A 13,546-nucleotide genomic window follows, 5' to 3' on the forward strand; every position below is an offset into this window, starting at 1 on the left:
ACGAGAGCGGAACAGCCAGGCGGAATAAGCCCGGCCGTTCACAGCGTCCTCGCTGTGTTTTTCTTCAAAGGAACCGCGTCCCGGCCGTGATGACCAGGGACGGGGTATCAACATATCTGGCGTTGACTTTTGGCACGCTGTTGAGTTCTCAAGGAACGGTCGCTTCCTTTGTACTCACCCTCTCGGGCTTTCCTCCGGGCTTCCCTTCGGTCTTGCGTTTCCGACTCTATCAGGGTTTTTCCGGCCCTCTGACCACCGTCCTGCAGACATGCAGAAAGGGATCCAGAGATAGGATCTGACAAGTTGGATGCTGCCAGGCAAAGACGTTTTGGTGCGCGTCACTCAGCCTCAAGCAGGAGTACGACTGTACACGGGGCCGCGGAGCGGGGGCAAATCGTTTGGGGTTATGGTCTAGACCACCAGACGGCTTGCTCATGCGGAACCGGTACTTCATATGACATACCCTGCTGAACAGTGCGCCGTCTGGTACAGGCAGTGACGGCCCATTTAGATCTCCACCCCTGGGAGGCTTCCCATGACCACCGTGACGTCCCCGCTCGCCGGACGCGCCATCGGACTGGCCGCAGTGCCGGATCCGGTCTTCTCCGGGGCCATGGTCGGCCCGGGTACAGCGATCGACCCCGTCCGTGAGCCCTCCGAGGCCGTGTCCCCGGTGGACGGAGTGATCGTTTCCCTCCACCCGCACGCGTTCGTAGTAGTGGACGAGCAGGGCCACGGAGTCCTCACTCACCTCGGCATCGACACCGTGCAGCTCAACGGCGAGGGCTTCGAGCTGCTCGTGAACAAGGGCGACACCGTCACCCGCGGTCAGGGCGTGGTGCGCTGGAACCCGGCCGCCGTCGAGGCCGCCGGAAAGTCCCCGGTGTGCCCGATCGTCGCCCTCGAGGCCACCGCCGAGGCTCTTGCCGATCTCCGTGACGAGGGCGATGTGAAGGCCGGCGACAGCCTCTTCCTCTGGAAGTGACGCCGGCGCCGTCCCTTGACGGCACGTAGGGACAACCACCGCGGCGGCGGGACCCGCCGCACTAACGGAGACGGGTGAGATGGAGACAACGCTGCGAGGCGTCGGCGTGAGCCACGGTGTGGCGATCGGCGAGGTTCGGCACATGGGCACGGCGGTCCTCGAACCGCCGGCCAAGCAGATCCCGGCACAGGACGCGGAGCGTGAACAGGGGCGCGCCCGCAAGGCCGTGGAGGCTGTGGCTGCCGACCTGATGGCGCGCGGCAATCTGGCCGGGGGCGAAGCCCAGGCGGTTCTCGAGGCCCAGGCCATGATGGCCCAGGATCCCGAGCTGATGGCGGACGTCGAGCGCCGTATCGCCGTCGGCAGCACCGCGGAGCGGGCGGTGTACGACGCCTTCGCCGCCTACCGCGAGCTGCTGGCGAGTGCCGGTGAGTACCTGGCGGGTCGGGTGGCCGACCTCGATGACGTGCGGAATCGTATCGTCGCCCGTCTGCTCGGGGTGCCGATGCCAGGCGTCCCGGACAGCGACGAGCCTTACGTCCTGGTGGCCCGGGACCTCGCGCCGGCCGACACGGCGCTGCTGGACCCGACCCTGGTGCTCGGCTTCGTCACCGAGGAGGGCGGCCCGACCAGCCACAGCGCGATCCTGGCGCGTGCTCTCGGTGTACCGGCCGTGGTGGCACTGCCCGGTGTCGGTGAGCTGGCCGAGGGCACGATGATCGCCGTCGACGGCAGCACCGGCGAGATCTTCGTGAACCCGAGCGAGGAGAAGAAGGGACAGCTCGAGGCGGCGGCCGCCGAGCGCAAGGCCGCACTGGCGGCCTCGACCGGTCCCGGTGCCACGGCCGACGGTCACAAGGTGCCGCTGCTGGCGAACGTCGGTGGCCCGTCGGACGTGCCGGCCGCGGTCGAGGCCGGTGCCGAGGGTGTCGGTCTGTTCCGTACCGAGTTCCTCTTCCTCGACGACAGCAAGAACGCTCCGTCGGAGGAGAAGCAGGTCGAGGCCTACCGTCAGGTGCTCGAGGCCTTCCCCGAGGGCCGTGTCGTCGTGCGGGTGCTGGACGCGGGCGCGGACAAGCCGCTGGACTTCCTCACTCCGGCCGACGAGCCGAACCCGGCGCTGGGTGTGCGCGGTCTGCGGACGCTGCTCGACCATCCGGAGATCCTGCGTACCCAGCTGACGGCGCTCGCCAAGGCGGTCGAGGGCCTGCCGGTCTACCTCGAGGTGATGGCCCCGATGGTGGCCGACCGTGCCGACGCCAGGGCGTTCGCGGACGCCTGCCGTGCGGCCGGGCTTCAGGCGAAGTTCGGTGCGATGGTGGAGATTCCGTCGGCGGCGCTGCGGGCTCGCTCGATCCTTCAGGAGGTCGAGTTCCTGTCCCTGGGCACCAATGACCTCGCCCAGTACACGTTCGCCGCCGACCGTCAGGTGGGCGCGGTGTCCCGTCTGCAGGACCCGTGGCAGCCGGCGCTGCTGGACCTGGTGGCGCTGTCCGCGGAGGCGGCGAAGGCGGAGGGCAAGAGCTGTGGTGTCTGCGGTGAGGCCGCGTCCGACCCGCTGCTCGCGTGTGTGCTGACCGGTCTGGGTGTCACGTCCCTCTCCATGGGTGCGGCGTCGATTCCTTACGTACGGGCGACACTCGCCAAGTACACGCTCGCGCAGTGCGAGCGGGCCGCGGCGGCCGCGCGGGCGACGGACAGTGCCGAGGAGGCGCGCAGCGCGGCGCAGGCCGTGCTGTCCGGCGAGTAGCCGGTCGCTGGGCGCTGTCGCCTGGTCGTAGAGGGGCGCTCCACCTTCGGGTGGGGCGCCCCTCCCCCGTTCAGTGGGTGTGTCCGGAGGCGGTCCCCGTCTCCCCCAGGTCCGGCGGGACGGTGTAGTCGACGTCTGACTCCGGGGAGATGAGATCGCCGGATTCGACGTCGGTGCAGTAGGCGTCGAAGACCTCCCCCGCGGTCAGGGGTTCGAGGCCGTCTCCGCGCAGGCGCCAGCCGTAGATGGTGTCGGTGGTGCCGGGTGTGCTGGTGCGCATGACGAGTCCGCCTGGGCTCTGGGTGGCGATGCCGAGGGCCAGGACCGTGGTGAATTCGAGGGCTTCGGCCTCGTCGAGTTCTGTGGTGCCGCTCGTGTCCTCGTCGGCGCGGAGGGTGGAGACCAGGGGTTCTGGCGTGCCGGAGACACTGCAGACGAGATGCCGGTGACCGTGGCGCGCGGTTTCGAGGATGCGGACCAGCAGTGACGAGGCCCGGGCGAAGGCGGCGCGGCCGATGTCCTCGCCGCAGGTGGCGCAGGCGCCCAGGCGGGCCAGGAGGGTGGAGGCGTACTCCCAGGTGGCCTGGCGGACGGCCTCGTCGATGAGGTCCGGGACGAGGTCGGTCAGGGGCCGGCCGTCGTAGGGGAGGCTGGGGCCGGTGGTCGCGAGTTCGGCGGTGAAGCGGGTGCGGGTCGAGGGGATGTCCGGGTCCAGGCCAGTGTCCGCGCAGAATTCGGCGTACTCGAGTGGGTCGAAGAGGGCCACTGTGGTGTGGCTGCCTTGAGAGGCAAGTGTTTTGAGGAGGGCCTCGACCTGTTCGAGATAGGTCGTGTGGTCGTCGAAGGCGAAGCTGCGATAGCGCCGCATGGCGCGGAAGTCGTGCTCGTCGGTGAGCAGGCCGATGGTGCCGGCGATTTCCCGGCGCAGGACGCGTCGCATGGTCTGGTGGTCGGTGTGCGCCATGTTTCCCCCTGTGTGTGCACGGTCGATCTATGCTCACTTACAGTAATCGGCGGCACTGACAATGGCTCTGGCCTCGGACTTTGCCGTCTTGGCGGCGTCCGAGGCCAGGTTGCCGGGGCTGGTTCGGAGGGCTCAGGCGCGCTTGCGGGCGAGGTCCTCGTAGAAGTGCAGGAGGTCGAGGTTGTCGATGGAGCCCGGGTTGACGGCCTTGTCGAGGGGGGTGCCCTGGAGGAGGCGCTTGACGGGTACCTCGATGCGCTTGCCGGTGAGGGTGTGCGGGACGCCCGGGACCTCGATGACCTCGTCGGGGACGTGACGCGGGGAGAGCTGTTCCCGGATGGTCTGCTTGATGCGGTTCAGCAGGGCCTCGTCGAGGACGGCTCCGGGAGTCAGGTGCACGAAGAGCGGCATCCAGTAGCCGCCGTCGGGCTGTTCGATGCCCACGACGAGGGATTCCTTGATCTCGGGGAGCCGCTCGACGGCTTCGTAGATGTCGGCGGAACCCATGCGGACGCCCTGGCGGTTGAGCGTGGAGTCGGAGCGGCCGTGGATGACGACCGAGCCGCGTGAGGTGACGGTGATCCAGTCTCCGTGGCGCCAGACGCCGGGGTAGGTGTCGAAGTAGCTGCCGTGGTAGCGGCTGCCGTCGGGGTCGTTCCAGAAGTGGATCGGCATGGACGGCATCGGGTTGGTGACGACGAGCTCGCCGACCTCGTCGATGAGGGGTTTGCCGCTCGGGTCCCAGGACTGCAGGTCGGTGCCGAGGCAGGGCGCCTGGAGCTCTCCGATGTGCACGGGCAGGGTCGGCACGGCTCCCGCGAAGCAGGAGCAGACGTCGGTGCCGCCGCTGACGGAGGCGATCCAGAGGTCCTCGCGCACTTCGTCGTGCAGCCAGCGGAAGCCGTCGGGCGGCAGGGGTGAGCCGGTCGTGGCGACGCACCGCACCGTGGAGAGGTCGAAGTCGCGTCCCGGGTGGACGTCCGCCTTGCGGCAGGCCATGACGTACGCGGCGGAGGTGCCGTAGAGGGTGGCGCCGGTGCGTTCGGCGATGCGCCACTGGGCGCCGGTGTCGGGGTAGCCGGGGCTGCCGTCGTAGAGGACGACCGTGGTGCCGGTGAGGAGGCCGGAGACGAGGAAGTTCCACATCATCCAGCCGGTCGAGGTGTACCAGAAGAAGGTGTCCTCGGGACCGAGGTCGCAGTGCAGGCCGAGTTGCTTCAGGTGCTCGACGAGGATGCCGCCCTGCGACTGGACGATGGCCTTGGGCAGGCCGGTGGTGCCGGAGGAGTAGAGCACCCACAGGGGGTGGTCGAAGGGCACCTGCTCGAAGACGGGCTCGGTGTCGGAGCCGGTGAGGGCGGACCATTCCAGGGCGCCGTCGGGGGCCTCGGTGCCGAGGAGCGGGATGTGGACGACGGCGCGCAGGGTGGGCAGTTCGCGGCGCAGCTCGGCGACGGTGGCGCGGCGGTCGTGCTCCTTGCCGCCGTAGCGGTAGCCGTCCACGGTGAACAGGACGACCGGTTCGACCTGCTGGAAGCGGTCGAGGACGCTGCGGGCGCCGAAGTCGGGGGCGCAGGAGGTCCAGACGCCGCCCACGGCGGCCGTGGCGAGGAGGGCGACGACGGCCTGGGGGATGTTCGGGAGGTAGCCGCTGACGCGGTCACCGGGGCGTACGCCGAGCGCACGCAGTTCCGCGGCGAGGGAGCCGACCTGGCGGCGGAGCTCGGCCCAGGTCACCGGGCTCGGTTCGTGGGTCTCGTCGACGTGGAGGAGAGCGGGTTCGGCCGCGCGGGTGGCGGCGGCGCGCAGGGCGTGCTCGGCGTAGTTGAGGGTCGCTCCGGGGAACCACTGGGCGCCGGGCATCGCACGGCTGCCGAGCACGCGCGTGGGAGGTGTCGAGAACCGTACGTCGAACCACTCGGTGACCGCTTGCCAGAACGCGTCCAGCTCGTCGACGGACCAGCGGTGCAGTGCCGCGTAGCCGCCTTCGGCCGGTGCTCCGTGGCGTTCCGCCGCCCAGGCCTGGAACTTCGTGACCTGCGCGTCGGCGATGCGGTGCGGATCCGGCTGCCAGAGCGGCTCGGGGTTCAGGGTCGGCATGGGGCGGCTCCCGGACTGTGCGCGTGGTGTGCGTCGTCCGCGCACGAGCGGGGTGTGCGCGTGACGCGGCTGACACGGACGATGCCATGTGATCGACTCCCGCACCAGGGTGCCCGCCACATAGTCCGCGTCGTGAAGATGTGGTCCCGGCACGGGTGAACGGCAGTTGAACGACACACCCGGGCGGGGCCGCCGATGGCAGGCTGAGCAGCATGGACGGTCGTGACCTGGTGCGTTCGGTGAAGGTGGTCGGTTCTACGGGGGCGGCGCAAGGGTTGCGTGCCGTGCGGGCGGCATGGCGCAGGCGGCGCGCGGACGCCGCCGGGCTGCCGCCCAAGGGGGCCGAACGCGCGCGCGTGCCCGGTCCCGTGCGCGATGTGGAGCCCGGCCCCGGCGGTGGCGTTCTCCGGTTCAGCAGGACGCGGCTGCGCGTCACGGTGACCGTGAACGGCGCCGTCTTCTGGGGCTGGGACGGGGCGGAGCCGGAGCCGTCGTACGCGCTTGCCGGTCGTTGCCCTGAGCCGGATCCCCGGGTCGTGCTGGAGCCGGACAAGGACGGCGGCTGGCGGGTGGTGGCCGAACGGGTGACGGTGGTGGTCTCACGGCACGGCGCCGTGGAGGTGCGTACGCCGGGTGGTGTGACCCTGCGGCGGGATCTGCCGCCTCGGTGGTGGGAGCCGGTGGGGGGCGGGCCCGCCCGGTGGATGCAGCGCTCGGAGGTGGCCGCGGACGCGCGCTTCTTCGGGCTCGGCGGGCGGGCGTCGGGGCCCCGGTTGCGGGACGGGACGTACCGCCTGTGGAACACCGACCCCGGTCATGCCTTCGGGCCGGACGCGGATCCGCTGTACATCACGATGCCGGTGCAGATGGTGGTGGCGGACGCGGCCACGCATCTGGTGTTCCACGACACCTCGTGGGACGGCACGGTGACGCTGCGGGAGGGCGAGGAAGGGGCGGGTTCCGGACACGACCGGGCGGGGACCTGCGAGGTGCGCATGGAGGGCGGGCCGCTGCGCTGCTGGGTCATGGTGGGCACGCCCGCGCGCGTGCTGCTCACCTGGGCATCGCTCACCGGGGCGCCGGCGCTGCCGCCCGCGTGGGCGCTCGGGCACCACCACGCGCGGTGGGGCTTCGGCAGTGAGCAGGAGGTGCGGCGGATCGTTTCGGGTTACCTGGAGCGCGGCCTGCCGCTGGACGCGGTGCATCTGGACATCGATCACTATGACGGCCATCAGGTCTTCACCGTCGACCAGGACCGCTTCCCCAAGCTGCCCCAGCTCGCGGAGGAGCTGCGACAGGACGGGGTCCGGCTGGTCTCGATCGTCGACCCGGCGGTCAAGGCAGCTGCCGGCAACGACGTCCACGACAGCGGAGCGGCGGTGGACGCGTTCGTGCGGGACGCCTCCGGCCGTCTCGTCGAGGGGGTCGCCTGGCCCGGGGAGGCGGTGTACCCGGACTTCACGCACGCGCGCGTGCGGCGGTGGTGGGGCGGGCTCTACGAGGAACGGCTGGCACAGGGGTTCGCGGGGTTCTGGCACGACGTGAACGAACCCACGTCGTTCACCGCCTTCGGGGAGTCGACATTGCCTCGCTCCGGCCGGCATTCCCTGGAGGGGCGCGGCGGGGATCATCGCGAGGCGCACAACGTCTATGCCCTCTGCATGGCCAGGGCCGGGTACGAGGGGCTGCGGGAGCTGGCTCCCCGGGAGCGGCCGTTCGTCTTCTCCCGCTCCGGGTGGGCCGGTCTCCAGCGCTACGGCGGGACCTGGTCGGGTGATGTGGCGACGGGGTGGCCGGGGCTGCGCGTCTCGCTGTCGCTGGTGCTGGGGCTCGGGCTGTGCGGGGTGCCGTACTCGGGGCCGGATGTGGGCGGCTTCGACGGGAGCCCCTCGCCCGAGCTGTATCTGCGGTGGTTCCAGCTGGGCGCGTACCTGCCGCTGTTCCGTACGCATGCGGGTCTGCGGGCGGGGCGCCGGGAGCCGTGGGAGTTCGGCCCGGAGGTGTTGGGGCACGCGCGCGTGGCGCTGGTGGAGCGCAGGCGGCTGCTGCCGTACTTCCTGACACTGGCGCATCTGGCCCGGCGTACCGGGGCGCCCTATGTGCGGCCGGTCTGGTGGGGCGCTCCCGAGGACCGGGCGCTGCGTGACTGTGAGGACGCCTTCCTGCTGGGGGACTGTCTGCTGGTGGCGCCGGTGCTCGATCCGGGCACGGACCGGCGTGCGGTGCAGCTGCCGCGGGGGCGGTGGTACGACACGGTGACGGAGCGGGTGTACGAGGGTCCGGGTCAGGTGCTGGTCGACGCGCCGCTGTCCCGTGTCCCGGTGCTCGCGCGCGCGGGTGCCGTCCTGCCCGTGCGGGGTGAGGACGGCGGGCTGGAGCTGGAGGTGTGGGCGCCTGCCCGGGGCAGGACCGGCGGCGGGCTGGTCGTGCCGGACACGGGCGACGGCTGGGACGAACCGGAGATCGAGCGGTACGTCGCCCGCTGGGAGGGCCGGCAGGTGGTGGTGGAGCGGGAGGGTGACGACGGCGTGAGCGAGCCGCCCCACCCGGTGCGGATGCGGGGGCTCGCGCAGGCATGAACTCAGATGTAGCGGCCCTCGAACCAGGCCCGTACCGCGACGGTGTGCAGGGGGAAGGCGAGTTCTTCCGGGCGGCGCAGGAGGTGCCAGCCCTCGGTCTCGTCCGTCTCGGCGGATGCCGGGAGGTTGTCGGCCGGGCGCTCCGGGAGAAGACCGAAGAGCAGCAGGTGGCCGTCGGTGGAGCTCATCGCGTCCACCAGCCGTACGTCGCGGGCGGCGGCGTCGATGCCGGTCTCTTCCTTGAGTTCGCGGACGAGGGCCTGCCGCCAGTCCTCGCGGTCGTCGAGGTAACCGCCGGGCAGTGCGATGCCCCCGCGCGCGGGGGCGACGGTTCGGGTGATGACGACCAGGGCGGTGCCCTTGGTGTCGTACACGGGCTGGAGCGCGACGGCGACCGGGAGCGGGTTGCGGTAGGCCACGGTGCCGCAGACCGGGCAGGTGCGGGGCCAGCCGGTGATGCCCTGTCCAAAGGGCGCTCCGCAGCTCGAACAGTGGGAGCCGGGCGCGGAGTTGGGGTTGGGATGTTGAGTTTCGGACACGCGGCGGACTGTATCCGATCACGGGAAGGACGTCTTCCGGGGGCGGGTGCCGCACAGGGGCGGGCGGACCGCTGCCCTTTCGCGGATACCCGTGCCACACTTCTGACGTCCCGTCAGATCCGTTTGCCGGGAGGGGCTTTGTCGCGTACACGTACGCCCGTGGTCGCCGGATGGTTCGCCGGCGACGGAGACGACTTCCGGCTTCTCGGAACGCGCTGCTCCGCCTGCGCCTCGGTCTTCTTCCCCCGCGAGGACGTCCACTGCCGCAACCCCGGGTGCCCCGGGGGCGATCTGGAGGAGGTCCCGCTGTCCCGGCGGGGCCGGATCTGGTCGTACACGGACAGCCGGTATCGGCCACCGTCACCCTATGTGACCAATCCGGAACTTCCGTGGGAGCCGTACACGTTGATCGCCGTGGAACTGGCCGCCGAGCGGCTGGTGGTGCTGGGGCAGGCCGTACCCGGGGTCACCGTCGGTGATCTCGCGGTGGGCATGGAGGTGGAGGTCGTGCCGGGCGTGCTCCATGAGGACGCGGAGGCCGTCCGGACGACCTGGCAGTGGCGGCCGACGAGGGGGCGGTGAGGACATGACGGAGGATGTGGCGGTGCTCGGGGTGGGCATGCACCCGTGGGGGAAGTGGGGGCGCGGCTTCGTCGAGTACGGGGCGGTGGCCGCTCGGGCCGCGCTGGCCGACGCGGGGCTGGACTGGCGGGACGTCCGGTCGATCGTCGGCGCGGACACCGTGCGGGGCGGCTATCCGGGATACGTCTCCGGGGCCACCTTCGCGAAGGCCCTCGGCTGGCAGGGGGCCCGGGTCACCAGCGTGTACGCGGCTTGCGCGTCCGGGGCGCAGGCCATCGGCGCCGCGCGGGCGCAGATCCTGGCGGGGCTCGCCGAGACGGTGCTCGTGGTCGGGGCCGACGCCGCCCCCAAGGGCTTCTTCCGGCCGGCGGGAGGGGATCGCCCCGACGATCCGGACTGGCTCCGCTTCCGGGTGCTCGGGGCGACGAACCCGACGTACTTCGGGCTGTACGCGCGTCGGCGCATGGCCGTGCACGGGGACACGCCCGAGGACTTCGCGCAGGTCAAGGTGAAGAACTCCGTCATGGGAGCGCTGAATCCGTACGCGCGTTATCGCAAGCGGGTCACGCCGGAGGAGGTGGCGGCCTCCGCGACGGTCGCCGATCCGCTGCGGCTGCTGGACATCTGCGCGACCTCGGACGGCGGGGCCGCACTGGTGCTGTCCAGCATGGAGTTCGCGCGGCGGCACGGCGTGGCGGAGCCGGTGCGGATCCGCGCCGTGTCCACGGTGACCCCGCGCTTCCCCACCACCGTGCTCGATCTGCCGGACATCGCGACGGACTCGGCGGTCGCGGTGGAGCCGGCCACGGAGCCGTTCCGATCGTCGATCGCGACCGCCGCGTACGAGGAGGCAGGCATCGGGCCCGAGGATCTCTCGCTCGCGGAGGTCTACGACCTGTCCACCGCACTGGAGTTGCAGTGGTACGAGGATCTGGGGCTGTGCGCCGAGGGGGAAGGCGTGAAGTTGCTGAGGGAAGGAGCGACAGGTCCGGGCGGGCGCATACCCGTGAACGCCAGCGGCGGGCTCGCCTCCTTCGGCGAGGCCGTGCCCGCTCAGGCCGTGGCCCAGGTGTGCGAGCTGGCGTGGCAGTTGCGGGGGGCGGCGGGCGAGCGGCAGATCGCGGGCGCGCGCGTGGGCATCTCGGCGAACCAAGGGCTGTTCGGGCACGGTTCGGCAGTGATCGCGGTGCGCTGACCCGGCCGGCGGCAGATGGCGTGGGCGGGAGCCTTCCACGCTCTGTGACCATCCCGGAATGCTGCGTGAACGTCTCATGAACTGGGCTCGGGTGCGTGAAGGGAGGGCGATGATGCTGCCGTGCACTCCTGGTCGGATACGCTCCGCTTCGCCTTTCAGCCGGTGGTCAATCTGACGACCGGTGGAGTGGCGGGGCTGGAGGTCCTTGCCCGTCCGGAGACCGGCGACATCCTGGCCGAGGCCCGGCGGGACCCCGAACTCGACAGCGGCCTCGCCGTGTCGGCGGTCCGGGCGGCGGCCCGCAAGGAGACCTTGCTGCCGCTGCACGTCAACGTCTTCGCCGGTACCCTCGCCGACCTCGGCGGACTGGTCCAACTGGCCGAGGCGGTCCGGGAAGTGGGGCGGATGCCCTGGGAGGTGACCCTCGACATCGTCCCGCCGTACACGCACGTGCCGCAGCAGGCGTTGCTGGAGGCGGTGGCCGGGGTGCGGGAGCAGGGCTTCCGGATCAGTGCGGACGGCGTCGGGGACGGTGACGTACCTCTGCGGCTGCTCGTCGATCTGGCGCCGGACCTGGTGAAGCTCGACGCGTCGCTGCTGGCGCGGTCGGCGGGCGTGCGCGCCATGCGGACCCTGTGCGACGCGCTGGGGGCGCTCCTGTGCGTGGAGGGCGTCGAGACCGAATTGCAGTGCGCGGCGGCGGTTTCGGCCGGCGCGCAGCTGGCGCAGGGCGAGCTGTTCGCGCCGCCCGCCCGGCTGCCCGCCGCGGACGTATACGTTCCGCCCCGCCGCCCCGGTGGCGGAGCGCCCCAGCCCTCGGGTCCGGCCGTCCGCGAGTTCGTCCGGCCCGCCGCGCTGCTGCCGGCCACCGCGTCGGCCGGCCAGGTGCGCACCCTGCTGACCGGGTCACCCGAGGTGTCCGGGGTGCTGCTCGTCGACACGCGCGGGGTGCCCGTGCGCTCGGTGCACCGCTCCCGCTTCCTGCTGTCGATGTCGGGGCGCTACGGCCATGCCCTGTACGCCGACCGGCCGGCGTCCAAGCTCGGCGATCCGCCCCGGACGGTCGGCGTCGACGCCACCGCCTGGGAGGTGCTGGACGTCGTGGCGGTGGGCGACCGGGACCGTACGTCCGACGACGTGGCGGTCGTGGACCGGTACGGGCGGTGTGTGGGCGTCGTACGGCTCGCGGACCTGGTGCGGGCGCTGGCCGAGTCGCGGGTCGAGGAGGCGGCCGGGCTCAACCCACTGACCCGGCTGCCCGGATCGGACGCGATCACCGGCGAGGTGGACCGGCGGATCGCGGACGGGCGGACGTTCGCCCTGAGCTGGCTCGACGTCGACCACTTCAAGCAGGTCAACGACGGTGCGGGCTTCGCGGCGGGCGACGAGCTGATCCGGGCCGTGGGGCGGACACTGCAGCACGCGGCGTCCGGCAGTACGCGCGTGGGCCACATCGGCGGCGACGACTTCCTGGTCCTCGCGGATCCGGAGGGCCTTGATCCGCTGGCCGCCACCGTGCTGGACGCCCCCTGGTCGGCGGGCGGACGTCCCGTCACGCTCTCCCTGGCGACGGTCCTGTGCCCGCCGGGGAGCGTCCTGGACCACCGGCAGGCCGCCGCCTGTCTGGCCCCCCTGAAACAGGCCGCGAAGTCCTTGCACGGGGCCAGTTGGGTGCTGGGCCGTGCGGGGCTGCCGGGCCATGAGATCCGGCGCGGGGCCGGAGCCGCGGCCGCGCAGGCGCAGGCGCAGTGGGCGGTCGTGGAGCCGGGCAGGGGCTGAATCCAAGCCCGGCGGTGCCGCGTACGGCGGTACGGCATGCCCTCAACGGTTCCCGTCCGCGACCTTGACGCCCTTCGGACACCGGTGAACACTTCCGGTGTCAGTCGACATCGCCGTACATTCACGGCGTACCAGGCACTGCGCCCGCGCGGGCTCCGCCTGATCCAGCCACGGCCATCCCCAGGGGCGATGCGACGACGACGGCACGCTCGTCACGGACGCCGGGCGGGGCGCGGGTCCTTCCCTGCCTTCGGCTGAAGTCGCCATGGGAAACGCACCCTGCACGGAGGAACGGGGTCGATCACCCCGGGCCAGGGCCTAGGAGCCGCCATGAGCAACGGAGACATCTTCCTCGGCGAGGTCATCGGAACCGCGATCCTGATCCTCTTCGGCGCCGGAGTCGTCGCCGCCGTCGTACTGAACGACTCCAAGGCCAAGGACGCGGGCTGGGTCGTGATCGCCTTCGGCTGGGGCTTCGGAGTGCTGGCCGGGGCGTACACGGCGGCGCCGCTGTCCGGCGGGCATCTGAACCCGGCGGTGACCTTGGGGATCGCCATCGACACCGGGGAATGGGACACGGTGCACTTCTACGTCGCCGGCCAGCTGGTCGGGGCGATCCTCGGCGCGGTGCTGTGCTGGTTGGTCTACTTCGCGCAGTTCCAGGCCAACGCGGAGGAGGACAAGGCGCAGCCGACCCTCGGGATCTTCGCCACCGCGCCCGCGATCCGCCATCCCGTGGCGAACCTCGTCACCGAGATCATCGCGACCGTCGGACTGGTGCTGCCCATCCTGGCGTTCGGGCTGACCGAAGGGCTCGGCCAGTCCGGGACGGCGATCCTGATCGTCGCCTTCCTGGTGGTCGGCATCGGTCTGTCGCTCGGCGGTCCCACCGGATACGCCATCAACCCGGCCCGCGACCTGGGCCCGCGGTTGACGCACGCCGTGCTGCCGATCCCCAACAAGGGCACCTCGGACTGGGGTTACGCGTGGATCCCGGTGGTGGGACCGCTGGTCGGCGGGGCGCTGTCCGGGCTCATCTTCAACGCAGCCTTCTGAAGGAACCCACGAAGGGG

General features: G+C 71.4%; 10 protein-coding genes. 7 read left to right on the forward strand and 3 right to left on the reverse strand.

Annotated features, from left to right (window positions below):
• Positions 1–535 precede the first annotated feature (535 nt).
• Both ACWD1Z_RS16820 and ptsP read left to right on the forward strand, forming a co-directional pair.
• A complete protein-coding gene (locus tag ACWD1Z_RS16820; protein ID WP_451119344.1) occupies positions 536–985 on the forward strand; it encodes a PTS sugar transporter subunit IIA in 450 nt (149 codons plus the stop codon).
• Between the two features lie 79 nt (positions 986–1,064).
• Positions 1,065–2,735: a phosphoenolpyruvate--protein phosphotransferase gene (gene ptsP / locus ACWD1Z_RS16825; protein WP_451119346.1), complete on the forward strand. Its 1,671-nt coding sequence runs from the start codon at positions 1,065–1,067 to the stop codon at positions 2,733–2,735.
• A 70-nt stretch (positions 2,736–2,805) separates the two neighbouring features.
• On the opposite strand, the gene ACWD1Z_RS16830 is transcribed toward ptsP, so the two are convergent.
• Positions 2,806–3,699, reverse strand: coding sequence for a hypothetical protein (locus ACWD1Z_RS16830; RefSeq protein WP_451119348.1), 894 nt, complete (start codon positions 3,697–3,699; stop codon positions 2,806–2,808).
• Positions 3,700–3,831: 132 nt separating this feature from the next.
• On the reverse strand, positions 3,832–5,799 hold the full coding sequence (locus ACWD1Z_RS16835; protein WP_451119350.1) for an acetoacetate--CoA ligase: 1,968 nt from the start codon (positions 5,797–5,799) through the stop codon (positions 3,832–3,834).
• Between the two features lie 212 nt (positions 5,800–6,011).
• On the opposite strand from ACWD1Z_RS16835, the gene ACWD1Z_RS16840 reads away from it, so the two are divergent.
• Positions 6,012–8,378 carry a glycoside hydrolase family 31 protein gene (locus tag ACWD1Z_RS16840; RefSeq protein WP_451119352.1) on the forward strand — a complete coding sequence of 789 codons (2,367 nt, stop codon included), beginning with the start codon at positions 6,012–6,014 and terminating at the stop codon, positions 8,376–8,378.
• 2 nt (positions 8,379–8,380) lie between these two features.
• On the opposite strand, the gene ACWD1Z_RS16845 is transcribed toward ACWD1Z_RS16840, so the two are convergent.
• A complete protein-coding gene (locus tag ACWD1Z_RS16845) occupies positions 8,381–8,917 on the reverse strand; it encodes an NUDIX domain-containing protein (protein WP_451119354.1) in 537 nt (178 codons plus the stop codon).
• A 159-nt stretch (positions 8,918–9,076) separates the two neighbouring features.
• On the opposite strand from ACWD1Z_RS16845, the gene ACWD1Z_RS16850 reads away from it, so the two are divergent.
• From ACWD1Z_RS16850 to ACWD1Z_RS16865, 4 genes are all read left to right on the forward strand, one after another.
• Positions 9,077–9,499 carry a Zn-ribbon domain-containing OB-fold protein gene (locus ACWD1Z_RS16850; protein ID WP_451119698.1) on the forward strand — a complete coding sequence of 141 codons (423 nt, stop codon included), beginning with the start codon at positions 9,077–9,079 and terminating at the stop codon, positions 9,497–9,499.
• Between the two features lie 4 nt (positions 9,500–9,503).
• A complete protein-coding gene (locus ACWD1Z_RS16855) occupies positions 9,504–10,694 on the forward strand; it encodes a lipid-transfer protein (RefSeq protein ID WP_451119355.1) in 1,191 nt (396 codons plus the stop codon).
• 120 nt (positions 10,695–10,814) lie between these two features.
• Complete coding sequence (locus ACWD1Z_RS16860) at positions 10,815–12,473, forward strand: EAL domain-containing protein (protein ID WP_451119357.1); 1,659 nt, start codon at positions 10,815–10,817, stop codon at positions 12,471–12,473.
• 330 nt (positions 12,474–12,803) lie between these two features.
• Complete coding sequence (locus ACWD1Z_RS16865; protein ID WP_451119359.1) at positions 12,804–13,529, forward strand: MIP/aquaporin family protein; 726 nt, start codon at positions 12,804–12,806, stop codon at positions 13,527–13,529.
• The last annotated feature ends 17 nt before the right edge of the window (positions 13,530–13,546 follow it).

The organism is Streptomyces sp. NPDC002784, from assembly GCF_053592135.1.